At 54.8% G+C, this 25,451-nt stretch carries 28 protein-coding genes; 24 read left to right on the top strand and 4 right to left on the bottom strand.

Going from position 1 to position 25,451, the window contains the following annotated elements; genetic code table 11:
* Nucleotides 1–338 precede the first annotated feature (338 nt).
* Nucleotides 339–1,286 (top strand): 23S rRNA pseudouridine(955/2504/2580) synthase RluC, encoded by a 948-nt coding sequence (gene rluC, locus N037_RS02135; RefSeq protein WP_032638633.1) that lies wholly within the window; start codon nt 339–341, stop codon nt 1,284–1,286.
* 132 nt (nt 1,287–1,418) lie between these two features.
* On the opposite strand, the gene N037_RS02130 is transcribed toward rluC, so the two are convergent.
* Entirely contained in the window at nt 1,419–2,003 is a 585-nt protein-coding gene (locus tag N037_RS02130) for a Maf family protein (RefSeq protein ID WP_032638629.1), read from the bottom strand.
* A gap of 140 nt (nt 2,004–2,143) precedes the next feature.
* On the opposite strand from N037_RS02130, the gene yceD reads away from it, so the two are divergent.
* From yceD to ptsG, 14 genes are all read left to right on the top strand, one after another.
* Nucleotides 2,144–2,665: a 23S rRNA accumulation protein YceD gene (gene yceD, locus N037_RS02125; RefSeq protein ID WP_014883375.1), complete on the top strand. Its 522-nt coding sequence runs from the start codon at nt 2,144–2,146 to the stop codon at nt 2,663–2,665.
* A 16-nt stretch (nt 2,666–2,681) separates the two neighbouring features.
* Complete coding sequence (gene rpmF / locus N037_RS02120) at nt 2,682–2,855, top strand: 50S ribosomal protein L32 (protein WP_003857964.1); 174 nt, start codon at nt 2,682–2,684, stop codon at nt 2,853–2,855.
* Between the two features lie 80 nt (nt 2,856–2,935).
* Nucleotides 2,936–3,970: a phosphate acyltransferase PlsX gene (plsX, locus tag N037_RS02115; protein ID WP_059290957.1), complete on the top strand. Its 1,035-nt coding sequence runs from the start codon at nt 2,936–2,938 to the stop codon at nt 3,968–3,970.
* 6 nt (nt 3,971–3,976) lie between these two features.
* Nucleotides 3,977–4,930, top strand: a complete 954-nt coding sequence (locus tag N037_RS02110; RefSeq protein WP_032638627.1) for a beta-ketoacyl-ACP synthase III — start codon at nt 3,977–3,979, stop codon at nt 4,928–4,930.
* Nucleotides 4,931–4,945: 15 nt separating this feature from the next.
* The gene (gene fabD / locus N037_RS02105; protein ID WP_032638625.1) at nt 4,946–5,875 is read left to right on the top strand and encodes an ACP S-malonyltransferase; all 930 of its coding nucleotides are present in this window, start codon (nt 4,946–4,948) and stop codon (nt 5,873–5,875) included.
* Nucleotides 5,876–5,887: 12 nt separating this feature from the next.
* Nucleotides 5,888–6,622 (top strand): 3-oxoacyl-ACP reductase FabG, encoded by a 735-nt coding sequence (gene fabG / locus N037_RS02100; protein ID WP_008500795.1) that lies wholly within the window; start codon nt 5,888–5,890, stop codon nt 6,620–6,622.
* A gap of 154 nt (nt 6,623–6,776) precedes the next feature.
* Entirely contained in the window at nt 6,777–7,013 is a 237-nt protein-coding gene (gene acpP, locus N037_RS02095) for an acyl carrier protein (RefSeq protein ID WP_003857954.1), read from the top strand.
* A 91-nt stretch (nt 7,014–7,104) separates the two neighbouring features.
* Nucleotides 7,105–8,346 carry a beta-ketoacyl-ACP synthase II gene (fabF, locus tag N037_RS02090; RefSeq protein ID WP_032638623.1) on the top strand — a complete coding sequence of 414 codons (1,242 nt, stop codon included), beginning with the start codon at nt 7,105–7,107 and terminating at the stop codon, nt 8,344–8,346.
* Nucleotides 8,347–8,466: 120 nt separating this feature from the next.
* Nucleotides 8,467–9,276, top strand: a complete 810-nt coding sequence (gene pabC / locus N037_RS02085; protein ID WP_032638621.1) for an aminodeoxychorismate lyase — start codon at nt 8,467–8,469, stop codon at nt 9,274–9,276.
* A gap of 2 nt (nt 9,277–9,278) precedes the next feature.
* A complete protein-coding gene (yceG, locus tag N037_RS02080; protein WP_032638619.1) occupies nt 9,279–10,301 on the top strand; it encodes a cell division protein YceG in 1,023 nt (340 codons plus the stop codon).
* The gene (gene tmk, locus N037_RS02075; RefSeq protein ID WP_032638616.1) at nt 10,291–10,932 is read left to right on the top strand and encodes a dTMP kinase; all 642 of its coding nucleotides are present in this window, start codon (nt 10,291–10,293) and stop codon (nt 10,930–10,932) included. Before yceG ends, tmk begins: the two co-directional genes overlap by 11 nt.
* The gene (gene holB / locus N037_RS02070; RefSeq protein WP_032638614.1) at nt 10,929–11,933 is read left to right on the top strand and encodes a DNA polymerase III subunit delta'; all 1,005 of its coding nucleotides are present in this window, start codon (nt 10,929–10,931) and stop codon (nt 11,931–11,933) included. The genes tmk and holB overlap by 4 nt, the downstream gene beginning before the upstream one ends.
* 10 nt (nt 11,934–11,943) lie before the next feature.
* Nucleotides 11,944–12,738 (top strand): metal-dependent hydrolase, encoded by a 795-nt coding sequence (locus tag N037_RS02065; protein ID WP_032638612.1) that lies wholly within the window; start codon nt 11,944–11,946, stop codon nt 12,736–12,738.
* Nucleotides 12,739–13,035: 297 nt separating this feature from the next.
* Complete coding sequence (ptsG, locus tag N037_RS02060) at nt 13,036–14,469, top strand: PTS glucose transporter subunit IIBC (RefSeq protein WP_023311158.1); 1,434 nt, start codon at nt 13,036–13,038, stop codon at nt 14,467–14,469.
* 100 nt (nt 14,470–14,569) lie between these two features.
* Here the strand turns inward: ptsG and fhuE are convergent, their stop codons facing one another.
* Nucleotides 14,570–16,759: a ferric-rhodotorulic acid/ferric-coprogen receptor FhuE gene (gene fhuE / locus N037_RS02055; protein ID WP_032638610.1), complete on the bottom strand. Its 2,190-nt coding sequence runs from the start codon at nt 16,757–16,759 to the stop codon at nt 14,570–14,572.
* 349 nt (nt 16,760–17,108) lie between these two features.
* Between fhuE and hinT the strand changes: the two genes are divergently transcribed.
* The 8 genes from hinT (at nt 17,109) to N037_RS02015 (ending at nt 23,199) form a co-directional block, all read left to right on the top strand.
* Nucleotides 17,109–17,468: a purine nucleoside phosphoramidase gene (gene hinT, locus N037_RS02050; RefSeq protein WP_006809243.1), complete on the top strand. Its 360-nt coding sequence runs from the start codon at nt 17,109–17,111 to the stop codon at nt 17,466–17,468.
* 1 nt (nt 17,469) lies between these two features.
* Nucleotides 17,470–17,844, top strand: coding sequence for a YcfL family protein (locus N037_RS02045; RefSeq protein ID WP_023335286.1), 375 nt, complete (start codon nt 17,470–17,472; stop codon nt 17,842–17,844).
* 13 nt (nt 17,845–17,857) lie between these two features.
* Nucleotides 17,858–18,502 (top strand): penicillin-binding protein activator LpoB, encoded by a 645-nt coding sequence (lpoB, locus tag N037_RS02040; RefSeq protein ID WP_155858078.1) that lies wholly within the window; start codon nt 17,858–17,860, stop codon nt 18,500–18,502.
* Nucleotides 18,483–19,307: a thiamine kinase gene (gene thiK / locus N037_RS02035; RefSeq protein WP_032638608.1), complete on the top strand. Its 825-nt coding sequence runs from the start codon at nt 18,483–18,485 to the stop codon at nt 19,305–19,307. The genes lpoB and thiK overlap by 20 nt, the downstream gene beginning before the upstream one ends.
* Nucleotides 19,308–19,318: 11 nt before the next feature.
* On the top strand, nt 19,319–20,344 hold the full coding sequence (gene nagZ / locus N037_RS02030; protein ID WP_032639139.1) for a beta-N-acetylhexosaminidase: 1,026 nt from the start codon (nt 19,319–19,321) through the stop codon (nt 20,342–20,344).
* A gap of 34 nt (nt 20,345–20,378) precedes the next feature.
* Nucleotides 20,379–20,921, top strand: a complete 543-nt coding sequence (gene ycfP, locus N037_RS02025) for an alpha/beta hydrolase YcfP (protein WP_008500781.1) — start codon at nt 20,379–20,381, stop codon at nt 20,919–20,921.
* Between the two features lie 240 nt (nt 20,922–21,161).
* Nucleotides 21,162–22,466: an NAD(P)/FAD-dependent oxidoreductase gene (locus N037_RS02020; RefSeq protein ID WP_023335290.1), complete on the top strand. Its 1,305-nt coding sequence runs from the start codon at nt 21,162–21,164 to the stop codon at nt 22,464–22,466.
* A gap of 193 nt (nt 22,467–22,659) precedes the next feature.
* Nucleotides 22,660–23,199, top strand: a complete 540-nt coding sequence (locus N037_RS02015; protein WP_008500779.1) for a glycine zipper 2TM domain-containing protein — start codon at nt 22,660–22,662, stop codon at nt 23,197–23,199.
* Nucleotides 23,200–23,259: 60 nt separating this feature from the next.
* On the opposite strand, the gene comR is transcribed toward N037_RS02015, so the two are convergent.
* On the bottom strand, nt 23,260–23,895 hold the full coding sequence (comR, locus tag N037_RS02010) for a TetR family copper-responsive transcriptional repressor ComR (RefSeq protein ID WP_023335292.1): 636 nt from the start codon (nt 23,893–23,895) through the stop codon (nt 23,260–23,262).
* 244 nt (nt 23,896–24,139) lie between these two features.
* Here comR and bhsA point away from each other — a divergent pair, with 244 nt between their 5' ends.
* Nucleotides 24,140–24,397 carry a multiple stress resistance protein BhsA gene (gene bhsA / locus N037_RS02005; protein WP_032639138.1) on the top strand — a complete coding sequence of 86 codons (258 nt, stop codon included), beginning with the start codon at nt 24,140–24,142 and terminating at the stop codon, nt 24,395–24,397.
* A 76-nt stretch (nt 24,398–24,473) separates the two neighbouring features.
* Here bhsA and ldtC read toward each other — a convergent pair whose 3' ends face one another.
* Complete coding sequence (ldtC, locus tag N037_RS02000) at nt 24,474–25,439, bottom strand: L,D-transpeptidase LdtC (protein WP_023335294.1); 966 nt, start codon at nt 25,437–25,439, stop codon at nt 24,474–24,476.
* Nucleotides 25,440–25,451: the final 12 nt, after the last annotated feature.

Raw genomic sequence — 25,451 nt, 5'->3', positions numbered from 1 at the left:
CAACCCGCAGCCCGCTAACTGCCTGAAAGATCAATACGTCTTACGCCATTGCTGCGTGGATGATCGGTCAGACAAAATTGGTCATTCCGTCAACATCCTTACTTAACCAGGATTTAACACGGAAAACAGCCTCATTATTCCACTGCTCGCCGGGTTATAGCAAGATGACTTTTACCAATTATCACCCGGTTACTCACAGTTTCTTCACTTCAGAATGGCGATTGGTTTAATAACCACCAAATCGGTTGCGCGAAACGGGGAGCTGGCCGGATAAAAGTAAATATAAGCATAGAAAAATGAGTGGCGCTAATGGCTGACGATATTTAGAATCGCCAACCATGAAAACAGAGACTCCAGCCGTAAAAATGGTTGCCATTGCCGAAGATGACGCGGGGCAACGTATCGATAACTTTTTGCGCACCCAGTTGAAAGGTGTGCCAAAGAGCATGATTTACCGCATCCTGCGTAAGGGCGAGGTGCGGGTTAACAAAAAACGCGTGAAGCCCGAGTACAAACTTGAGGCGGGCGATGAAGTGCGTATTCCGCCAGTGCGCGTTGCGGAGCGTGAAGAAGAGACTGTTTCGCCGAAGTTGCAGAAAGTGGCAGCCCTGAGCGATGTGATCCTTTACGAAGATGACCACATTCTGGTGCTGAATAAGCCGTCAGGAACAGCTGTCCACGGCGGTAGCGGTCTTAGCTTCGGCGTGATTGAAGGACTGCGGGCCCTGCGCCCGGAAGCGCGTTTCCTTGAACTGGTGCACCGTCTTGACCGTGATACCTCTGGCGTACTGCTGGTGGCGAAAAAGCGTTCTGCGCTGCGTTCTCTGCATGAACAGCTGCGTGAAAAAGGGATGCAGAAAGACTACCTGGCGCTGGTTCGCGGGCAGTGGCAGTCCCATGTAAAAGTGGTGCAGGCGCCGCTGCTGAAGAACATTCTGCAAAGCGGTGAGCGTATTGTCCGCGTGAGCCAGGAAGGGAAACCGTCTGAGACGCGATTTAAGGTTGAAGAGCGCTACGAGTTTGCCACGCTGGTGCGCTGCAGTCCGGTGACGGGGCGTACCCATCAGATTCGCGTGCATACCCAGTTTGCCGGGCATCCTATTGCGTTTGATGACCGCTATGGCGACCGCGAGTTTGATAAGCAGCTGGTGGGGACGGGACTGTCGCGTCTGTTCCTGCATGCGGCAGCGCTGAAGTTTACCCATCCGAATACCGGTGAAGTGATCCGTATTGAAGCGCCGCTGGATGAGCAGTTGAAACGCTGTCTTAAGGTCCTTCGCGGCTAAGGTAAACGCAAAACGGCAACGAATGTTGCCGTTTTTAATGTTTGCTCCCTCTCCCTGTGGGAGAGGGCCGGGGTGAGAGCATCAGGCCGCAGTTTAGTAGGCCCATGCAAGCGAAGCGCCGCTGGGCAAAAATCACATGGCCAGCGGATTACACGCTTCGCGCCGTAACATCTGACATAAGGCAATCAGCGGTAACCCCACCAGCGTGTTGGGATCGCGACCGTCCAGCTTGTCGAACAGCGCAATCCCCAAGCCTTCACTTTTAAAACTCCCCGCACAGTTCAGCGGTCGTTCCCGCCGCACATAATCCACTATCTCTTGCTCGCTGAGATGGCGGAAGTGTACGTCGAACGGTTCGCACTCCGTTTGCAGATGACCGTTGGCGGAGTTATAGAGCGCCAGGCCCGTATAAAAGGTCACGATAGTGCCTCGCGCACGCAGAAGCTGCTGGCAGGCGTTCTCCTCCGTATGGGGCTTGCCGGTGATTTCGCCGTCAAGCACACAAACCTGATCGGAGCCTATAATCAAATGCGAAGGATAGCGTGCGGCCAGCGACTGCGCTTTCTCCTTAGCAAGACGCGTCACCAGATGACGCGGTGACTCGCCCGGCTGTGGCGTCTCATCAACCTCTGGCGCGGCGCATTCAAACGGGATCCCGAGCTTTTCCAGCAGCGTTCGGCGGTAGGGAGAAGTGGAAGCAAGGACGAGATTTGGCATATTTTTATCACCAGATATAGCGTATCGATGCCAGCCATTTTAAACTACAGGCCGCAATGTGTGCGAATAATTGGCAAAAGGCAGCTCTGGTTGCCTTTTTCTTTGACTCTATGACGTTACAAAGTTAATATGCGCGCCCTATGCAAAAGGTAAAATTACCCCTGACTCTTGATCCGGTTCGTACGGCTCAAAAACGCCTCGATTATGAAGGTATCTATACTTCCGATCAGGCTGAGCGTATTGCCGAATCTGTAGTCAGTGTGGACAGTGATGTAGAATGCTCCATGTCGTTCGCTATCGACAACCAGCGTCTCGCCGTTTTAACCGGTGATGCAAAGGTGACGGTAACGCTCGAGTGCCAGCGTTGCGGGAAACCGTTTGTACAGCATGTTCACACAACGTATTGTTTCAGTCCGGTTCGTTCTGACGAACAGGCTGAAGCACTCCCGGAAGCGTATGAGCCGATTGAGGTTAACGAATTCGGTGAAATCGATCTTCTGGCTCTGGTTGAAGATGAAATCATCCTCACCTTGCCAGTGGTTCCGGTGCATGATTCTGAACACTGTGAAGTGTCCGAGGCGGACATGGTCTTTGGGGAACTGCCTGATGAAGCGCAAAAACCAAACCCATTTGCCGTATTAGCCAGCTTAAAGCGTAAGTAATTGAGGAGTAAGGTCCATGGCCGTACAACAGAATAAACCAACCCGTTCCAAACGTGGCATGCGTCGTTCCCATGACGCGCTGACTGCAGTTACCAGCCTGTCTGTAGACAAGACTTCTGGTGAGAAACACCTGCGTCACCACATCACCGCTGACGGTTTCTACCGCGGCCGCAAGGTTATCACTAAGTAATCACGCGCAAGCGTGATTAGGCTTAGTGAGGATTTCCCCGTGCAAACGGGGAATTTACCGAACCAGGCTGCGACGATACCTTGACACGTCTAACCCTGGCGTTAGATGTCATGGGGGGAGATTTTGGCCCTTCCGTGACAGTGCCTGCAGCATTGCAGGCACTGAATTCTAATTCGCAACTCACACTTCTTTTAGTCGGCAATCCCGACACAATCACGCCATTACTCGCAAAAGCTGACTTTGAACAACGTTCGCGTCTGCAGATTATTCCTGCGCAGTCAGTTATTGCCAGTGATGCCCGACCCTCGCAGGCTATTCGCAATAGTCGTGGCAGCTCTATGCGGATAGCGCTGGAGCTGGTGAAAGAAGGGCGAGCCCAGGCTTGCGTTAGCGCCGGAAATACCGGCGCGCTGATGGGGCTGTCGAAACTGCTGCTCAAACCTATTGAGGGTATTGAGCGTCCGGCGCTGGTGACGGTGTTACCGCATCAGCAGAAGGGCAAGACGGTGGTGCTCGATTTGGGCGCGAACGTCGACTGTGATAGTACTATGCTGGCTCAGTTTGCCGTGATGGGATCGGTGCTGGCAGAAGAGGTGGTCGGGATCAACACTCCCCGTGTTGCGTTACTGAACATTGGTGAAGAAGAGACCAAAGGCCTGGACAGCATTCGCGAAGCGGCTGAATTGCTCAAACAGGTTCCCTCCATCAACTATATTGGTTATCTCGAGGCCAATGAGTTGTTGACGGGTAAAACGGATGTTCTGGTGTGCGATGGCTTCACCGGAAACGTCACGTTGAAGACCATGGAAGGGGTCGTGCGCATGTTCCTTTCTCTGCTGAAATCTCAGGGAGAAGGTAAAAAAAGCGCCTGGTGGCTGATTTTATTGAAGCGTTGGCTACAAAAGAGCCTGACGCGGCGATTCAGTCACCTCAACCCCGACCAGTATAATGGCGCCTGTCTGTTAGGATTGCGCGGCATCGTGATTAAGAGTCATGGCGCCGCCAATCAGCGAGCATTTGCTGTCGCGATTGAACAGGCAGTGCAGGCGGTGCAGCGACAAGTCCCTCAGCGGATTGCCGCTCGCCTGGAATCTGTATTAGCTAAAAGTGACTGAGCGTACATGTATACGAAGATTTTAGGTACCGGCAGCTACCTGCCAAAACAAGTGCGTACCAACGCCGATCTGGAAAAAATGGTAGATACGTCTGACGAGTGGATTGTCACGCGCACAGGTATCCGTGAACGTCGTATTGCCGCGCCAGACGAAACCGTGTCGACCATGGGTTACGAAGCCGCACTGCGTGCTATCGAAATGGCGGGCATTGATAAAGAACAGATTGGTTTGATCGTGGTCGCCACGACGTCTGCCACGCATGCTTTCCCAAGCGCGGCGTGCCAGGTGCAAAACATGCTCGGTATTAAAGGCTGTCCGGCGTTTGACGTCGCTGCCGCGTGCGCAGGCTTCACCTATGCGCTGAGCGTTGCCGATCAGTACGTGAAATCCGGTGCCGTTAAATATGCGCTGGTGATCGGTGCTGACGTGCTGGCGCGCACCTGCGATCCAACCGATCGTGGAACGATCATTATTTTTGGTGATGGTGCGGGTGCGGTGCTGCTGGGGCAGTCCGAAGAACCGGGCATTATCTCCACGCATCTGCATGCTGATGGCAGCTATGGCGAACTGTTGACCCTGCCTAACGCCGATCGCGTTAATCCGGACAACTCCATTTACCTGACGATGGCAGGGAATGAAGTGTTCAAGGTGGCGGTGACTGAGCTTGCACACATCGTTGATGAAACGCTGGAAGCGAATAACCTTGAGCGCTCCGCGCTCGACTGGCTGGTGCCGCATCAGGCGAACCTGCGTATCATCAGCGCCACCGCGAAAAAGCTGGGCATGTCGATGGATAACGTTGTGGTGACGCTGGATCGTCACGGCAACACCTCTGCGGCGTCGGTACCGTGCGCATTTGATGAAGCGGTACGCGATGGACGAATCAAACGGGGCCAGCTGGTCTTGCTTGAAGCCTTCGGTGGCGGGTTCACCTGGGGTTCCGCGCTGGTTCGTTTCTAGTATAAGGAATAAAAAATGACGCAATTTGCTTTTGTGTTCCCGGGCCAGGGCTCTCAAACCGTTGGGATGTTGTCTGAAATGGCAGCAAACTACCCGGTAATTGAAGAGACTTTCCGTGAAGCTTCTGATGCACTGGGTTATGATTTATGGGCGCTGACCCAGCAGGGTCCGGCCGAAGAACTGAACAAAACCTGGCAGACCCAGCCAGCGCTGCTGACTGCGTCCGTTGCGCTGTGGCGCGCCTGGCAGCAGCAGGGCGGTAAAGCGCCAGCGCTGCTCGCGGGTCATAGCCTGGGTGAATACTCTGCGCTGGTCTGTGCCGGTGTGATCGCCTTTGCTGACGCGGTACGTCTGGTTGAACTGCGCGGTAAATTCATGCAGGAAGCGGTGCCGGAAGGTACGGGCGGCATGTCTGCGATCATCGGTCTGGATGATGCTGCAATTGCAAAAGCGTGTGAAGAATCCGCTGAAGGCCAGGTTGTCTCTCCGGTAAACTTCAACTCGCCGGGCCAGGTGGTTATCGCTGGTCATAAAGAAGCGGTTGAACGTGCCGGTGCTGCCTGTAAAGCTGCGGGCGCTAAACGTGCACTGCCACTGCCTGTTAGCGTGCCGTCTCACTGTGCGCTGATGAAACCTGCTGCCGAGAAACTGGCGGTTGAGCTGGAAAAAATTACGTTTAACGCACCGACGATCTCCGTTGTGAACAACGTCGATGTGAAATGCGAAACCACGCCGGAAGCTATCCGTGACGCGCTGGTTCGCCAGCTCTACAGCCCGGTACAGTGGACCAAAACCGTTGAGTTTATGGCAGCGGAGGGCGTTGAGCATCTGTATGAAGTCGGCCCAGGTAAAGTCCTCACCGGCCTGACAAAACGTATTGTTGACACCCTGACAGCCTCGGCGATTAACGAGCCGGAAGCGATGTCAGCGGCACTCTCGCAATAAAAGAGGAATACCATGAGTTTTGAAGGAAAAATCGCCCTGGTCACTGGCGCAAGCCGCGGTATCGGGCGTGCAATTGCTGAAACACTGGTTGCGCGCGGCGCGAAGGTGATTGGTACAGCAACCAGCGAGAATGGCGCTCAGGCCATCAGCGAATATCTGGGTGCTAACGGTAAAGGTCTGGTACTGAATGTGACTGAACCTGCATCTATCGAATCTGTTCTGGAAAATATTCGCGCAGAGTTTGGCGAAGTGGATATTCTGGTAAACAATGCCGGGATCACTCGCGATAACCTGTTAATGCGAATGAAAGACGACGAGTGGAACGATATCATCGAAACCAACCTGTCATCTGTATTCCGTCTGTCAAAAGCGGTAATGCGCGCTATGATGAAAAAGCGTCATGGTCGTATTATCACTGTCGGTTCTGTGGTTGGTACCATGGGAAATGCTGGTCAGGCTAACTACGCTGCGGCGAAAGCAGGCCTGATTGGTTTCAGTAAGTCGCTGGCGCGTGAAGTTGCGTCCCGCGGTATTACGGTAAACGTTGTTGCTCCGGGCTTTATTGAAACGGACATGACGCGTGCGCTGACTGATGAGCAGCGTGCGGGTACGCTGGCGGCAGTTCCGGCGGGTCGTCTTGGCGACCCTAAAGAAATCGCCAGTGCGGTTGCATTTTTAGCCTCTGACGAAGCGGGTTACATCACTGGTGAGACCCTCCACGTCAACGGCGGGATGTATATGGTTTAACCACGATGAAAAATATTTGCGTTATTAGGGCGAATAGCCTCAAAATAACGTAAAATCGTGGTAAGAACTGCCGGGATTTAGTTGCAAATTTTTCAACATTTTATACACTACGAAAACCATCGCGAAAGCGAGTTTTGATAGGAAATTTAAGAGTATGAGCACTATCGAAGAACGCGTTAAGAAAATTATCGGCGAACAGCTGGGCGTTAAGCAGGAAGAAGTTGTGAACTCCGCTTCCTTCGTTGAAGACCTGGGCGCAGATTCTCTTGACACCGTTGAGCTGGTAATGGCTCTGGAAGAAGAGTTTGATACTGAGATTCCGGACGAAGAAGCTGAGAAGATCACCACCGTTCAGGCTGCCATTGATTACATCAACGGTCACCAGGCGTAAGTGAACATCTCCAGGCGGTCATTCGACCGCCTGAGTTTTATCTTTTTTAGTCCCACGAATCTCTTTTTTTATCCCTCCCTGGAGGACAAACGTGTCTAAGCGTCGTGTAGTTGTGACCGGACTTGGCATGTTGTCTCCTGTCGGCAATACCGTAGAGTCCACCTGGAAAGCTCTCCTTGCCGGTCAGAGCGGCATCAGCCTAATCGACCATTTCGATACTAGCGCCTATGCAACGAAATTTGCTGGCTTAGTAAAGGATTTTAACTGTGAAGAGATCATCTCGCGCAAAGAACAGCGCAAGATGGATGCCTTCATTCAATATGGAATTGTCGCTGGCGTTCAGGCCATGCAGGATTCTGGCCTTGTGATTACGGAAGAGAACGCAACCCGTATTGGCGCCGCTATCGGCTCCGGGATTGGCGGTCTTGGCCTGATCGAGGAAAACCATACATCTCTGATGAATGGCGGCCCGCGTAAGATCAGCCCGTTCTTCGTTCCGTCCACGATTGTTAACATGGTGGCGGGTCACCTGACCATCATGTTCGGCCTGCGTGGGCCAAGCATTTCTATCGCGACCGCCTGTACGTCTGGCGTACATAACATCGGCCAGGCCGCGCGCATTATTGCGTACGGCGATGCAGATGCTATGGTTGCGGGCGGTGCTGAAAAAGCCAGTACCCCACTGGGTGTCGGCGGTTTTGGCGCGGCGCGTGCGCTGTCTACCCGTAATGATAACCCGCAGGCGGCGAGCCGTCCGTGGGACAAAGACCGTGACGGCTTCGTGCTGGGCGACGGGGCGGGTATGATCGTACTGGAAGAGTACGAGCACGCGAAAAAGCGCGGTGCGAAAATTTATGCTGAAGTCGTTGGTTTCGGCATGAGCAGCGATGCTTACCACATGACGTCTCCTCCTGAGAACGGCGCGGGTGCTGCGCTGGCGATGGAAAACGCGATTCGTGATGCGGGTATTACCCCAGCACAAATTGGCTACGTGAACGCGCACGGCACCTCTACGCCTGCAGGCGATAAAGCTGAAGCTCAGGCTGTTAAGTCTATCTTCGGCGAATCTGCCAGCCGCGTAATGGTGAGCTCTACGAAGTCCATGACCGGTCACCTGTTGGGTGCGGCGGGTGCGGTAGAGTCAATCTACTCCATCCTTGCGCTGCGCGATCAGGCTGTTCCGCCAACCATCAACCTGGATAACCCGGATGAAGGTTGCGATCTGGACTTCGTTCCTCACGAAGCGCGTCAGGTTAGCGGTATGGAGTACACCCTGTGTAACTCCTTCGGCTTCGGCGGTACCAATGGTTCTCTGATCTTCAAAAAGATCTGATCCTGACGTTCTGATAGCATCTAAAAAGGTCCGCTTGCCGGGCCTTTTTTATTAAGCCTAATCTTCTTGTCGACTGCATGACATCCTGCCAGACTAAACGCCCACGCATAAGGAGCCACCATGTTTTTAATCAATGGCCTTGAGCAGGACACGCTTCCTGCCAGCGACAGGGCGATTCAGTTCGGTGATGGTTGCTTTACGACGGCGCGCATTCTGGATGGCGATGTCTGCCTGCTGGAGGCGCACATTCGACGCCTGCAGCACGTCTGTGAAAAGCTAATGATCCCCTTTACGCACTGGGACACACTGCGTCAGGAAATGTGCCAGCTCGCATCAGGTCAGCACAGCGGCGTACTCAAAGTCATCATCAGCCGCGGCAGTGGTGGCCGGGGCTACAGCGCCGCATCGTGTATCAACCCAACGCGTATCCTCTCCGTGTCTGCCTATCCCGCGCATTACTCTCGCTGGCGAGAAGACGGCGTCACGCTGACGCTGAGCCCGGTACGACTGGGACGAAACCCGATGCTGGCCGGGCTTAAACATCTCAATCGCCTTGAGCAGGTGCTCATTCGTACTCATCTTGAACAGACGGACGCCGATGAGGCGCTGGTTCTTGACAGCGAAGGGTTCATTACGGAATGCTGTGCGGCTAATTTACTCTGGCGGCAGGGGGGAGAGGTGTTCACTCCGTCGCTGGAATACGCTGGCGTAAATGGGTTGATGCGTCAGTTTTGTCTGGAGCAGCTGGCACGCTCTGGCTTTCGCGTTGTCGAAGTTAGCGCAGGAGAAAACGCGCTACAGACTGCCGATGAAGTCATCATCTGCAATGCGCTGATGCCTGTTGTACCCGTCCGTGCGTATGGCCAACAACGCTGGTCTTCGCGCGAACTGTTTCAGTTTTTGGCCCCGATATGTGAGCAAACCAGATAGTCATGAAAAAAATGTTGCGCTTTGTCCTTATCCTCATCGTTGCGCTGGGCGTCGCTGGCGGAGCTGGCGTATGGAAAGTTCGCCAGCTGGCTGACAGCAAGATCCTGGTTAAAGATGAAACGATCTTTACCCTGAAAGCGGGAACCGGCCGTCAGGCGCTTGGGGAACAGCTCTATGGTGACAAGATTATCAATCGTCCACGGGTCTTCCAATGGCTATTGCGCGTGGAGCCTGAGCTGTCGCATTTCAAAGCCGGTACCTATCGCTTTACGCCGGGCATGACCGTCAGAGAGATGCTGCAGCTGCTGGAAAGCGGCAAAGAAGCCCAGTTCCCCCTGCGGTTTGTGGAAGGGATGCGCCTGAGCGATTATCTCAAACAGCTGCGTGACGCGCCGTATATCAAACATACGTTAAAAGACGATAGCTATCAGACGGTGGCAGAAGCGCTGAAGCTCGACCACCCGGAATGGGTGGAAGGCTGGTTCTGGCCAGACACCTGGATGTACACGGCAGGCACGACCGATGTGGCTATCCTGAAGCGGGCGCACAAAAAAATGGTTGCCGCCGTAGATGCCGCCTGGAAAGGGCGAATGGAAGGATTGCCTTACAGCGATCCGAACCAGTTCGTGACCATGGCCTCGATTATCGAGAAAGAGACGGCCGTCGCCGCCGAGCGCGATCGGGTGGCGTCAGTCTTTATCAACCGTCTGCGCATCGGCATGCGTCTGCAAACCGACCCTACCGTAATCTACGGCATGGGTGAGAGCTACACTGGCAAGATCTCAAGAAAAGATCTGGAGACGCCAACGGCGTATAATACCTACGTGATTAGCGGTTTACCGCCGGGCCCGATTGCCACGCCGAGCGAGGCGTCGCTCAAAGCCGCCGCGCATCCGGCTAAAACACCGTATCTCTATTTTGTGGCTGATGGAAAAGGGGGGCATACCTTTAACACCAACCTTGTCAGCCACAATCGCTCTGTTCAGGACTATCTGAAGGCACTTAAGGAAAAAAATGCGCAGTAAATACATTGTCATTGAGGGACTCGAAGGGGCGGGTAAAACCACCGCCCGCAACGTGGTGGTGGATACGCTCAAAACGCTAGGCGTGGCGGACATGGTATTTACCCGCGAGCCGGGCGGCACGCAGCTGGCTGAAAAGCTGCGCAGCCTGGTGCTGGATATTAAATCCGTCGGCGACGAGGTTATCACTGACAAAGCCGAAGTGCTGATGTTCTACGCGGCGCGCGTTCAGCTGGTTGAGACGGTGATCAAACCCGCCCTGGCCGAGGGCAAGTGGGTGATCGGTGACCGTCACGATCTGTCGACTCAGGCCTATCAGGGCGGAGGACGCGGTATCGACCAGACAATGCTGGCCACGTTGCGTAATGCCGTATTAGGTGATTTTCGCCCCGACCTGACGCTCTATCTGGATGTGACCCCGGAAGTGGGCCTCAAGCGTGCCCGCGCGCGCGGCGAGCTGGACCGCATTGAACAAGAGTCGTTTGATTTCTTTAACCGCACCCGCGCGCGCTATCTTGAGCTGGCCGCACAGGACAGCTCAATTTGTACCATTGATGCGACGCAGTCCCTGGACGACGTTACGCGTGACATTCAGCACACCATTACGCAGTGGGTGCAGGAGCAGCAGGCATGAAATGGTATCCATGGTTGCGCCCACACTTTGAACAGCTGATCGGCAGCTATCAGGCGGGTCGGGGGCATCATGCGTTACTGATTCAGGCATTGCCAGGGATGGGTGATGATGCGTTGATTTATGCCATCACCCGTTTTCTGATGTGTCAGCAGCCGGAAGGGCACAAGAGCTGTGGCAAATGCCGTGGCTGTCAGCTGATGCAGGCGGGCACGCATCCTGACTACTACACCCTTGAGCCTGAGAAGGGTAAAAGCGCGCTCGGTATTGACGCCGTGCGTGAAGTCAGTGAAAAACTGTATGAACACGCGCGGCTTAACGGGGCCAAAGTGGTCTGGCTTAAAGACGCCACGCTGCTCACCGAGGCGGCGGCTAACGCCCTGCTCAAAACCCTGGAAGAGCCGCCGGTTAAAACGTGGTTTTTCCTCTCGTGCCGTGACCCGGGACGATTGCTGGCGACGTTGCGCAGCCGTTGTCGTCTTCATCACCTCGCGGTGCCTCAGGAATCGTGGGCGCTGAGCTGGCTTGAGCGTGAGGTGACAACGTCACCAGAGAGCGCGCTGACCGCCTTGCGCCTGAGCAGCGGCGCGCCTGCTGCGGCGCTGGCATTACTGCAGCCTGACGTCTGGTCTGAGCGCGAAACGCTCTGCCGGGCCCTGGATGCCTCACTGAACAGTCAGGACTGGCTAAGTTTACTGCCTGCGCTTAACAGCGATCGGGCCGTTGAGCGTCTGCACTGGCTGGCCTCCTTGCTGCTGGATGCGCTCAAAATCCAGCAAGGGGCAACGCTTCTGACTAACCCGGATGCGTGGCTGCTGGTGAATACGCTGGCGAACCGCCTCTCAGGAAAGACTCTTCACGCGATACTCCATGAAATTTGCCAGAGTCGTGAACAGCTTTTAACCGTGACGGGTCTAAATCGCGAGCTTTTACTGACCGACCAGCTACTGCGTATCGAACATTACCTGCAACCCGGCGTCACACCGCCTGTTTCCCATCTCTGAGAGAGACATTATGTTTTTAGTCGACTCACACTGCCATCTTGATGGCCTGGATTATCAATCCCTGCATAAAAACGTGGATGACGTGCTGGCAAAAGCCGCTGCCCGCGATGTGAAATTCTGTCTTGCGGTAGCAACCACGCTGCCGGGCTACCGCTCCATGCGTGAGCTGGTGGGCGTTCGCGATAACGTGGTGTTCTCCTGCGGCGTGCATCCGTTGAATCAGGACGAGGCGTACGACGTTGAGGATCTGCGCCGACTGGCAGCAGAAGAGGGCGTGGTGGCAATGGGCGAGACCGGGCTGGACTATTTTTACACGCCGGAAACCAAACCGCGCCAGCAGGCGTCCTTCCGCAACCATATTCGCATTGGCCGGGAGCTGAACAAACCGGTTATCGTCCACACCCGCGACGCGCGTGCGGATACCCTGACGATCCTCCGGGAAGAAAACGTGACGGAATGCGGTGGCGTACTACACTGTTTCACAGAAGACAGAGAAACGGCGGGTAAGCTGCTTGATTTGGGGTTTTATATCTCGTTTTCGGGGATCGTAACGTTCCGTAACGCTGAGCAGCTCCGTGATGCTGCGCGTTATGTTCCGCTCGATCGCATTCTGGTGGAGACAGATTCTCCGTATCTCGCCCCGGTACCGCATCGCGGTAAAGAGAACCAGCCCGCTATGACGAGAGATGTGGCTGAGTACATGGCCGTACTGAAGGGCGTCAGCATTGACGAGCTGGCCCGCGTGACGACGGAAAACTTCTCCACGCTGTTCCATATTGACCCCGCCCGCCTGCAATCTCTCTGATACGCCTGTTTTTTTTAGGCTCGTAATTAATAGGTAAAGCGAGTAAAGTTCACCGCCTCATTTGGGGCGGTGAGGGTGTTTTTAGACACATCCGGACATGCTTTTTGTAAATAACTGAAAGTTTTTCGACCGCCTTAAGCTGAAACGTGATAGCCGTCAAACAAACTCAGAGGGAATTATTTTACTCTGTGTAATAAATAAAGGGCGCTTAGATGTCCTGTCCACGGCACGGTACTCCCCCCGGGCCAATGCGTGAAAGCGTAAAAAAAGCACAAATACTCAGGAGCACTCTCAATTATGTTTAAGAATGCATTTGCTAACCTGCAAAAGGTCGGTAAATCGCTGATGCTGCCAGTATCCGTACTGCCTATCGCAGGTATCCTGCTGGGTGTCGGTTCTGCTAACTTCAGCTGGCTGCCAGCCGTAGTGTCCCACGTGATGGCCGAAGCAGGCGGTTCTGTCTTTGCTAACATGCCACTGATCTTCGCGATCGGTGTGGCTCTGGGCTTCACCAATAACGACGGCGTTTCTGCGCTGGCTGCAGTGGTTGCCTACGGCATCATGGTGAAAACCATGGCTGTGGTTGCGCCGCTGGTTCTGCATTTACCGGCAGAAGAGATCGCCGCGAAACACCTGGCGGACACCGGTGTTCTGGGCGGTATCATCTCCGGTGCGATTGCAGCGTATATGTTTAACCGCTTCTATCGCATCAAGCTGCCTGAGTATCTGGGCTTCTTCGCGGGCAAGCGTTTCGTTCCGATCATCTCTGGTCTGGCAGCGATTTTCACTGGCGTGATCCTGTCCTTCATCTGGCCACCGATCGGTTCCGCTATCCAGACCTTCTCTCAGTGGGCGGCTTACCAGAACCCGGTTGTGGCGTTTGGTATCTACGGCTTCATCGAGCGTTGCCTGGTGCCATTCGGTCTGCACCACATCTGGAACGTTCCATTCCAGATGCAGATTGGTGAATTCACCAACGCAGCAGGCCAGGTATTCCACGGCGATATCCCACGTTACATGGCGGGTGACCCAACTGCAGGTAAACTGTCTGGTGGCTTCCTGTTCAAAATGTACGGTCTGCCGGCCGCTGCGATTGCTATCTGGCACTCTGCTAAGCCAGAGAACCGTGCAAAAGTGGGCGGTATCATGATCTCCGCAGCGTTGACCTCGTTCCTGACCGGTATCACCGAGCCGATCGAGTTCTCCTTCATGTTCGTTGCGCCGATCCTGTACGTTATCCACGCGATTCTGGCGGGTCTGGCGTTCCCTATCTGTATCCTGCTGGGTATGCGTGACGGTACGTCCTTCTCTCACGGTCTGATCGACTTCATCGTTCTGTCCGGTAACAGCAGCAAACTGTGGCTGTTCCCAATCGTGGGTGCGTGCTATGCCGTCGTTTACTACACCATCTTCCGCGTGCTGATTAAAGCACTGGACCTGAAAACTCCGGGTCGTGAAGATGCGACAGAAGACAGCAAAGCTGGCGCGACCAGCGAAATGGCTCCGGCACTGGTCGCAGCGTTCGGCGGTAAAGAGAACATCACTAACCTGGACGCGTGCATCACTCGTCTGCGTGTGAGCGTTGCCGACGTAGCGAAAGTAGACCAGCCGGGTCTGAAAAAACTGGGCGCAGCGGGCGTAGTTGTTGCAGGTTCTGGTGTACAGGCAATCTTCGGTACCAAATCCGATAACCTGAAAACCGAAATGGATGAGTACATCCGCAGCAACTAAGTTGTGACCTGGGGAGACTAAGGCAGCCGAATGGCTGCCTTTTTTATTACTGCGGTTTGTGGTGCCGGGTGGCGGCTGCGCCTTACCCGGCCTACGTCACTCAGAAGTCGTAGCTCGCGCTTACCGAGACGTTCAGCGGCGCGCCATAAACCACATAAGAGCCGACGTAATCGTAATACTCTTTGTCGAACAGGTTGTTGACGTTCGCCTGAACAGCAAAATCTTTGGTGACCTGATAACGGCTGAACAGGTTAACCAGCCCGTAGCTGCCTTGCTCCGCGCGGGAACGTCCTGCCGGGCCGCCTTCCACGTCCGTCCACACTTTGTTCTGCCAGTTTACGCCTCCGCCCACGGCCAGCGCTGGCAGCATTGGCAACTGATAACGAGTAAACAGTTTCATGGTCGTGCGCGGCTGATCGGCGCTGACGGCGTTGCCATTCTTATCTTCAGCAATGTAGCGTGTCGCGCCGAAGGTCAATTGCCAGCTATCGGTCAGCGCGCCGTTCAGCTCGAACTCAATCCCTTTGCTCACGACGCCGTCCAGGGATTGATATATCGACTCACCGCTCGGCATGTAGGTATACGTGTTGCTTGCTACGTTATCCTGCTCAATGCGGAAAATCGCCAGCGAGGTGGTCAGACGGGTATTGAACCAGTCTGCCTTCACACCGGCTTCGTAGCTTTTGCCCGTGGTCGGGTCGAGATAGCGTCCGCTGGCGTTACGCTTGTCCTGCGGCTGGAAGATGGAGGTATAGCTGACGTAGGTCGACCAGTCTTCATTGATGTCGTAGACCACGCCCGCGTAGGGCGTTACGTCATCTTTAGTGCTTTCCAGACGGGTGTTCGGGGAGCCCGCTGGGTTATAGCGAATATTATAGTTGGTATAACGCGCGCCGAGGATCAGATGCAGCGGGTCGGCGAGCGAGAAGCGGGCGGAGGTATACGCTGAGGACTGGCGGATGTCGTCCTGGCTGTAGAGCTTCCACGGCGTCCACTGCGGGTCGGCAATGTTCCCGTTCCAGTTCTTAAAGTTACCTATATCAACCATGCCATAAACCGCGTCAGGCATGGTGTTGTCGTAATGGTTACGCTGGCGGCTGAAGCTGCCGCCGAACATCATTTCGTGCTGGCGGCCAAAGAGATCGAAACCACCGCGCAGGAAAGCGTCCACCGCATCCTGTTTACGTTCTCCACGGTTCCAGCCGCCGTAGCCCACCATACCCGCGCCGGTCTCTTTATCCGGATAACCGGACATATACATCAGCTTGCTGTCGAAGTTGGTCTCCGCGTGCATGCCGTTGACGTGCGCCTCCCAGCCGTTATCGAAACGCTGGGTCAGGTTAGCGAAGATACGGGTGCTGTCCTTGTCCGAGTAGGTCCAGTCAGGCGCGACGGTCTGGCTACGATTGTAATGGGTTTTGCTCCCGTCGCTGTACCAGGTCGGCAGTCCGCCCCAGGTCGGGTCGTCGGTGTTACTTTCCTGATACTCATACCCCACAGAGAGGGTAGTGCTGTCGGTGACATCCGCATCCATCACGCCGTAGAGGAATTTCTTCCGATAGTGGTAGTTATCCACGAAGCTGTCGTTATCCTGATAACCCGTAATCAGGCGGCCCCGCACCTTACCGGACTCCACCAGCGGCGCCTGCAAATCCAGCACGTAGCGCTGCTTGTCCCAGCTGCCGTAGCTGGCCGAGACATTCCCTTTGAATTCATTACTGTCCGCATGCTTACGCACCATATTGACGTACGCCGCCGGGTTGCCCGTACCGGACATCAGGCCGGTTGCGCCGCGTACCACTTCTATACGGTCGTAGATCGCGGTATCGGCGGCGGTATCGCCAAAGTTCCACACCTCGCTGATGGAGGTAGGAAGGTCGTCATAGGCGTAGTTGCTAACGAAGAACCCGCGTGAGTAAAACACGGTACGATCGCTGTCCTGCACCTGCGCCGTTACGCCCGTGGTGTTGGTTAACACCTGACCGATGGACTGCAGGTTCTGATCGACCATGCGCTGCTGGCTAATCACGCTGACGGACTGTGGGATATCGCGGGGAACCAGCAGCAGTTTGGTGCCGGTGGTGGTGGTTTTTACGCTGTAATCCTGAGCCTGGTTTGCGGAAGGATCCTGTGTATTGTCAAAACCTTCGTCTACGATGACGGTATCTTCGGCTGGTGATGCAGCGAAAGCGGTGGCTGGCGTCAATGCCATAGCAATGCAGGCTGCCAGCAACGAAGGCGTTGCGACAGGCTGATATTGCCCATCCCTGGTGTGATTAATGAAAGACATTATCAAACCCTTATAACGGTGAAGAGGGTATGCGTCAGTCCCGCAGAAACGGGCTGGCGTCGTTTTCTATGTTAAAAATGCGCATGAAAATGCAAATGCGAAATATACGCATTGCTATTAATGCTGTAAACAGATGTGTCGACCGGAACTGAAATAATGTTTCAGCCCGTTGTGGCATACGAGCGGTCACTCTTCACGCAGCTGATGAACATTCAGGAAAGAAATCGAGGGAGGAGGTTGAAAGGACAGGAGAAACTCGCTCATACTCTTGAATTGTGTCACACACCGATCCCGGGAGTGTGTTTACAGCGGACGCATTGCGCCAGATTAAACAAAAAAGGAAAAGGTCATGGCTGAAGAAACGATTTTCAGTAAAATTATCCGCCGCGAAATTCCGTCAGATATCGTCTATCAGGATGAGCTGGTGACGGCTTTCCGGGACATTTCCCCTCAGGCCCCGACGCACATCCTTATCATTCCCAATATTCTGATTCCGACTGTAAATGACGTAAAAACCGAGCATGAAGTGGCGTTAGGTCGTATGCTGACGGTGGCCGCGAAAATCGCTGAACAGGAAGGGATTGCAGAAGACGGTTACCGTTTGATCATGAACTGCAACCGTCATGGTGGTCAGGAAGTTTATCATATTCACATGCATCTGCTGGGTGGACGTCCTCTGGGGCCGATGCTGGCACATAAAGGTCTTTGACATGCTTAAAGGGCGTATTGCAGCGCTGGTAATGACGATGATGATTGTGGGGTGCAGCTCGCATCCGGCGATCCCCGTAAATGATGAACAGACGCTGGTCATGGAGTCCTCCGTGCTTGCCGCGGGCATCACGGCGCAACAGCCCGCGTTGACCATCAGTGAAATCAACTCATCTGCCTCCTCTACGCTCTTTAATGAAAGACATGAACCCGTGACGGTGCACTACCGTTTTTTCTGGTATGACGTAAGAGGTCTTGAAATGCATCCGCTGGAGGCGCCGCGCAGCGTCACCATTCCGGCCAGGTCGTCGGTGACGCTCTATGGCAGCGCCAACTATCTGGGTGCACATAAGGTGAGACTTTATCTTTATCTCTGAGGGGTGAACCTTGATTAATAATTTGAGCCGCTATGCGCTCGTGACAGCTTTCGCTCTGTTTCTCGCAGGGTGTGTGACCCGAACTGAACAGCCAGCGCCTGTGGAAGAGGCTAAACCGGGTACTGAACAGCCGACGCCGCCAACGCAGCAGCAGCCAACCGTGCCGTCTGTACCGTCTATTCCGTCACAGCCAGGCCCGATTGAACATCCGGACCAGACGTCACAGCCCACGCCGCGCGTGCGCCATTACGACTGGAACGGGGCCATGCAGCCGATGGTCGGCAAAATGCTGCAGGCGCAGGGCGTGACGGCGGGCAGCGTGTTGCTGGTCGACAGCGTCAACAACCGTACCAACGGTTCGCTGAACGCGGGTGAAGCGACGGAAACCCTGCGCAATGCTCTGGCTAACAACGGCAAGTTTACGCTGGTCTCGGCTCAGCAGCTCGCGGTCGCCAAGCAGCAGCTGGGCCTGTCGCCGCAGGATAGCCTCGGCACGCGCAGCAAGGCGATCGGCATTGCCCGTAACGTTGGCGCACAGTATGTCCTGTACTCTAACGCCACCGGTAACGTGAATACCCCAGCCCTGCAGATGCAGCTGATGCTGGTTCAGACAGGCGAAATTATCTGGTCAGGTAAAGGTGCGGTTACGCAACAATGACAGCACGCGTGAAGAGATTCTGACGCGCTATTTTCCTCAGTACCGCCTTATCGCGCCGCAGGCCCATTCCGGGCTTGGCGGCGCGAGTTGCATTATAGAGCAGGGCGAACGACGTCTGGTCTTGCGGCAAAATCACGACCCCTTTGCGCCTGCCTCCCATTTCCGTCGTCAGTTTCGTGCCCTGAGACGCCTTCCGGCGGGTCTCGTGCCTGCCCCTCGTTTTTTCAGACAGGGCTGGATGGCCGTCGACTATCTTGAGGGTGACGTTAAAAGCGCGCTGCCGGACACGCCGGAGCTTGCGGCGATGCTGTATCATCTGCACCGGCAGCCGCGCCTGGGATGGCGAATCACGTTATTCCCGCTGCTTGAGCACTACTGGCAGCAGGCCCTGCCTGAGAGGCGTACTCCAGTGTGGCTGGCACATCTCAAGCGGCTGCGTAAAACGGGCGAGCCGCAGCCGATTCGGCTCTCGCCGCTGCACATGGATGTTCATGCCGGAAATATTGTACATACGTCAGCGGGCATCAGGCTTATCGACTGGGAGTATGCCGGAGACGGCGACGTGGCGCTGGAGCTGGCGGCAGTCTGGGCGGAGAGTGACGCCGCGCGGCAGATGCTCATCAGGGACTACGCCCGACTGGCACATATTGACCCCGACGCGCTGAAGCGTCAGGTCAGACGCTGGCGACCCTGGGTCGTGATGTTAATGGCTGGCTGGTTTGAAATGCGCTATCGGCAGTCCAGAGACAAACAATTTATTGCGCTGGCAGACGATGCCTGGCGTCAGTTACAAACTAAAGGATAAGAGAGGTGGATGTGGGTCCAGTCATGTTGGATGTAGAAGGGTTTGAGCTGGATGCGGAGGAGCGCGAAATTCTGGCGCATCCGCTGGTGGGTGGCCTGATCCTGTTTACCCGCAACTATCACGATCCGGCGCAGCTGCGCGAGCTGGTGCGTCAGATCCGCGCCGCGTCGCGTAACCATCTGGTGGTGGCCGTCGATCAGGAAGGCGGACGCGTGCAGCGTTTTCGCGAAGGGTTTACCCGCCTGCCCGCCGCCCAGTCTTTTGCCGCGTTGCTCGGCACGGAAGAGGGTGGAAAACTGGCGCAGGAGGCCGGCTGGCTGATGGCCAGCGAAATGATTGCCATGGATATCGACATCAGCTTTGCCCCGGTGCTGGATGTAGGGCATATCAGCGCTGCCATTGGCGAGCGCTCATACCATGAAGATCCGCGTATTGCGCTGGCAGTGGCAACCCGGTTCATCGACGGCATGCACGACGCAGGAATGAAAACCACCGGGAAACACTTCCCGGGCCACGGGGCAGTGACGGCAGATTCCCACAAAGAGACGCCGCGCGATCCGCGCCCGGAAGCGGAGATCCGCGCCAAAGATATGTCAGTTTTCCAGTCGCTTATCACCGGCAACAAGCTGGATGCCATTATGCCCGCGCACGTGATTTACAGCGACGTTGATCCGCGTCCTGCCAGCGGCTCTCCGCACTGGCTGAAAACCGTTCTGCGTCAGGAACTGGGCTTCAACGGCGTGATTTTCTCTGACGATTTATCCATGGAAGGGGCGGCGATCATGGGCAGCTACGCTGAGCGCGGTCAGGCGTCGCTGGATGCAGGTTGCGATATGATCCTGGTCTGCAATAATCGTAAAGGTGCCGTTAGCGTGCTGGATAACCTGTCGCCGATCAATGCAGAGCGTGTTACACAATTGTATCATAAAGGTTCATTTAGCCGTCAGGAGCTGATGGATTCGGCGCGCTGGAAGACGGTCAACGCCCGGCTTGAAGACCTGAATGAGCGCTGGCAGGCACATAAAGCCAGCCTGTAAACCCTCCCGGAAGGCGTAGCGTGGTGAGAAGACGATGATCATCTATTTACACGGTTTTGACTCAAACAGCCCTGGTAATCATGAGAAGGTGCTGCAGCTGCAGTTTATCGATCCGGATGTACGGTTGATCAGCTACAGCACGCGCCATCCGAAGCATGATATGCAGCATCTGCTCAAAGAGGTGGACAAAATGCTGCAGCTCAACGTCGACGACCGCCCGTTGATCTGCGGCGTGGGGCTGGGCGGCTACTGGGCGGAGCGCATTGGCTTCCTGTGCGACATTCGCCAGGTGGTGTTCAATCCTAACCTGTTCCCGAACGAGAACATGGAAGGCAAAATTGACCGCCCGGAAGAGTATGTCGATATTGCGACCAAGTGCGTCAGCAATTTTCGTGAGAAAAACCGCGACCGCTGCCTGGTGATCCTCTCCCGTAATGATGAAGCGCTCAACAGCCATCGGGCAGCAGAATTGTTACATCATTACTATGAGATCGTCTGGGACGAAGAACAGACCCACAAGTTCAAAAACATCTCCCCGCATCTGCAGCGTATCAAAGCGTTTAAAACGCTGGGTTAACCCTATATACCCGCAGGCATCAAAGCCCGGCCGCGAAAGCGTACCGGGCTTTCTTTTTGACCAGAATTGTCTACTTTTAAGCCATCAAAACTTGATGCATATCAATTTTGGTATGACCAATGCGCCTGACGTGGTATTCTCAATGCACCTGAATGGTTTCAGTGATGTAACCTGTTGTTAATTAAGGGTTATTTTTATAACTTTTAATTAACAATTGGTTAATAATTTGAGGGGGTCACGTTGACTACGCCATTGAAAAAGATAGTGATTGTAGGCGGTGGTGCTGGCGGGCTGGAGCTGGCTACACAGCTGGGCAAGAAGCTGGGTCGCGGTAAAAAAGCCAAAATTACGCTGGTGGATCGTAACCACAGCCACCTGTGGAAACCGCTGCTGCATGAAGTGGCAACCGGTTCTCTGGATGAGGGCGTGGACGCGCTCAGCTATCTGGCACACGCGCGCAACCATCATTTCCAGTTCCAGCTGGGCTCGGTGGTGGACATCAACCGTGAAAGCAAAACCATCACCCTGGCAGAGCTGCGCGATGAAAAAGGGGAGTTGCTGGTTCCCGAGCGTAAACTGGCGTATGACACGCTGGTCATGGCGCTGGGCAGTACCTCCAACGATTTCAACACGCCGGGCGTGAAAGAGCACTGTATCTTCCTCGATAACCCGCACCAGGCGCGTCGTTTCCATCAGGAAATGCTGAACCTGTTCCTGAAGTACACCAGCAATATGGGTGCGAACGGTAAGGTGAATATCGCCATTGTCGGCGGCGGCGCGACGGGCGTTGAGCTGTCTGCGGAGCTGCACAATGCGGTGAAACAGCTGCACAGCTACGGTTACAAAGGGTTAACTAACGAAGCGCTGAACGTCACGCTGGTTGAAGCCGGTGAACGCATCCTGCCTGCGCTGCCTCCGCGAATTTCCGGTGCGGCGCACAATGAGCTCACCAAGCTGGGCGTGCGGGTGCTGACGCAGACCATGGTGACCAGCGCCGACGAAGGCGGTCTGCACACCAAAGACGGCGAATATATCAAAGCGGATCTGATGGTCTGGGCGGCAGGTATCAAAGCGCCTGACTTTATGAAAGAGATCGGCGGTCTGGAAACGAACCGCATTAACCAGCTGGTAACCGAGCCAACGCTGCAAACCACGCGTGACCCTGAAATCTTCGCTATCGGCGACTGTGCCTCCTGCGCGCGTCCTGAAGGTGGGTTTGTGCCTCCGCGCGCGCAGGCCGCTCACCAGATGGCAAGCCTGGTGCTGCACAACATTCTGGCGCAGTACAAAGGCAAGCCAATGAAGGCCTATGTCTACAAAGACCACGGTTCACTGGTGTCACTGTCAAACTTCTCTACCGTCGGCAGCCTGATGGGCAACCTGATGCGTGGCTCGATGATGGTGGAAGGGCGTATCGCTCGCTTCGTGTATATCTCCCTGTACCGTATGCACCAGATTGCGCTGCACGGCTACTTTAAAACCGGGCTGATGATGCTAGTGGGCAGAATCAACCGCGTGATCCGTCCGCGTCTGAAGCTGCACTAATCTTTCACTCCCTCCGGACTCTCCGGAGGGAGTTTTTAGCATTTCATGCTGTAGATCACAGTTTGACTGCTTAAGAGTTCTCCTAAATAGAATATATCTCCTCGCTATGCCCCTTTTTTGATCCTTTATCTGATTGGCGAAGCGTTGCCTCCATTGCAAAATTGTTACCAATAGCAACAAAGGAGGAAGTCCCGTGAATAAATCAATGTTGGCGGGTATAGGGATTGGCGTCGCGGCTGCGTTAGGTGTGGCTGCCGTTGCCAGTCTCAACGTATTAGATCGCGGCCCGCAGTATGCACAGGTGGTTTCTGCTACACCGATTAAAGAAACCGTGAAAACCCCTCGTCAGGAGTGCCGCAACGTCTCCGTGACGCACCGTCGTCCTGTCCAGGATGAAAACCGCATTGCCGGTTCTGTTCTGGGGGCGGTAGCGGGTGGCGTGATTGGTCACCAGTTTGGCGGCGGCCGGGGTAAAGATGTGGCGACCGTGGTCGGCGCGCTGGGGGGGGGCTATGCCGGTAACCAGGTGCAGGGCGCGATGCAGGATAATGATACCTACACCACGACTCAGCAACGCTGCAAAACCGTCTATGACAAGTCGGAAAAAATGCTGGGCTATGACGTGACGTACAAAATTGGCGATCAGCAGGGCAAAATCCGCATGGATAAAGACCCGGGCACGCAAATTCCACTGGATGGAAATGGCCAGCTGGTTCTGAATAACAAAGTGTAAAAAAGATGTTCTCTGAATTTAGCTCCTCATGCGCTCAGGCTGAGGAGCTTTTTTTTTGCGTCAGATTTTCAGTAGCTCAGGCCACAGCCGCAGCGTGGTGTCGCTAATATGCTGCAGTTTTTCCAGCGTGGCCCCTTCACGGGCGCTGATCGACATCCCCTGCAAAATACAGCTCAGGTATTGCGCCAGCAGCTGAGGGTTGCACTGCGCAGGGATTTCACCGCGCTGCTGGCGCTGAGCCAGAAATGCACTGAGCGTCTCCTCCTGCATGGCATGCCGCGATTTCACCGTATTGGCAATCTCTTTAGAGGACGCCGCAAGGGTGGCTGAGGTGTTAATCATAAAGCAGCCCGCAGGCGTATCTTTACTGGTGAAACAGGTCGCGACGGCAGTGAAATAGTCGCGAAGCGCCTGTTCAACGCTTTTCTCTTCACAGAACAGCTGGGCTTCGTGTTTCGCCGCAAAGCGCGAAATGTATCTGTCCAGCACCGCCCTGAACAGCCCCTCTTTATTGGTAAATTCGGCATACAGCGTTGGCGCTTTGGCTCCGGTGGCTTCTACCAGATCGGAAAGCGAGGTTGCTTCATACCCATGTTGCCAGAAGAGAGTCATGGCCTTATCAAGCGCTGCATCCCTGTCAAACACTTTTGGTCGGCCACGGCTTTTCTTCGCACAACTCGTGACATCGGTTGTCATTTGCCGTTGGTCCTCTGTTGGTTTGGTGAACGACCATTATAAAAATAAACGCAACCCACCACCAGTGCTGAATGCTTAAAAATAAATTAATCATATATGTATGAAAAATAAGAATTTTAAAATTAAGTTAACGCTCGTTATAAAATTATGTTGACGCGTGACCTGGATCACATTTATGATTTACCTATCGATCGTTAACTAAATGATTAACGACCTCCAAATTCATCTGCTAAAGGTAAACATCATGAAAAACGTAAAAACCCTCATCGCTGCCGCTGTTCTGAGTTCACTCTCTTTTGCAAGCTTTGCTGCTGTACAGGTGCAATCCACCCCTGCTGACCAGCATAAAGTCGGGACAATCTCTGCGTCTGCCGGTACTAACCTGAGTTCACTGGAAGATCAGCTGGCGCAAAAAGCGCAAGAGATGGGTGCTAAATCTTACCGCATCACCTCTGTGACCGGTCCTAACACCCTGCACGGCACGGCTGTCATCTACAAATAAGCCGGGCATAAACCCTCATTTATGCCACTGCAATAAAAAAAGGCCCTGCTCAGCAGGGCCTTTTTTTATTTCTGATTTACATCGACTGCGGGACGACGCCGTGATGCCGGGTGACGTCGGTCGGCATGCCTGACCGCGCTTCCATCGCCCGCTCCATCACTACGCTATTGGTATTCGCGTTCGTTTTGAAGCTTACCATCGCGGCATTCAGGTTAATGGGCAGTGTCTGCGGATCGTCGCCAATGTTTTTCGATAACGGCTGGTGAATCTCAACCAGCCGCACGCCGCCCGGCTCCTCAGAAACCTTAATCGGCGTATTGATAATATTCACTTTGGTTCCCGGCGTAACGACGTTAAACAGCGTTTTGATATCGTCATCGCGCAGACGAATACAGCCGGAGCTGACGCGCATGCCGATGCCAAAGTCCGCATTCGTGCCGTGCAGCAGGTAGACACCGCCGTATGCCGCCAGGCGGATCGCGTGGTGCCCCATCGGGTTATCCGGGCCTGCCGGCACCACGGCAGGAAGATCGATGCCCTGGGCCTTATAACGGGCACGAATATTGGCCGTCGGGGTCCAGGTTGGATTCGCGCGTTTATCCGAGACGGTCGTGACCATCGTCGGCGTCAGGGTGTCGCCGCCCAGCTGACCAATCCCAATTGGGTAGACGGTCACCTCATTTTTACCCGGCGGGTAATAGTACAGACGCAGCTCCGCCAGATTTATAACGATCCCCTCACGCGGAGCGTCCGGCAGAATAGCCTGTAACGGGATAGTCAACACGCTGCCCGCGCGCGGGACGTACGGGTCGACGCCAGGGTTCGCCTGCAGCAGGGCCAGAAAACCGACGTTATATTTTTTGGCAATCGCTTCCAGCGAACCGCCATTATTTTCAACCACATGAAAGCGGTTTTCCCCCACCACCTTGCTGCCGGGCGGAGGAAGGGGCCAGGTATTTGCGCGAGCGGGAAGCGCAACCGCGAGGGTGGCTGCCAGCGCAAACAGGGTTAACCAGCGAGTAAAACGCGAAGAGGTCATCATCACCATAATCCA

Source organism: Enterobacter sp. EGD-HP1 (assembly GCF_000733275.2).
Classification (GTDB): Bacteria; Pseudomonadota; Gammaproteobacteria; order Enterobacterales; family Enterobacteriaceae; genus Enterobacter.
Note: the sequence above shows the minus strand (reverse complement) of the source record. Positions and strands in the feature narration are given on the sequence as shown.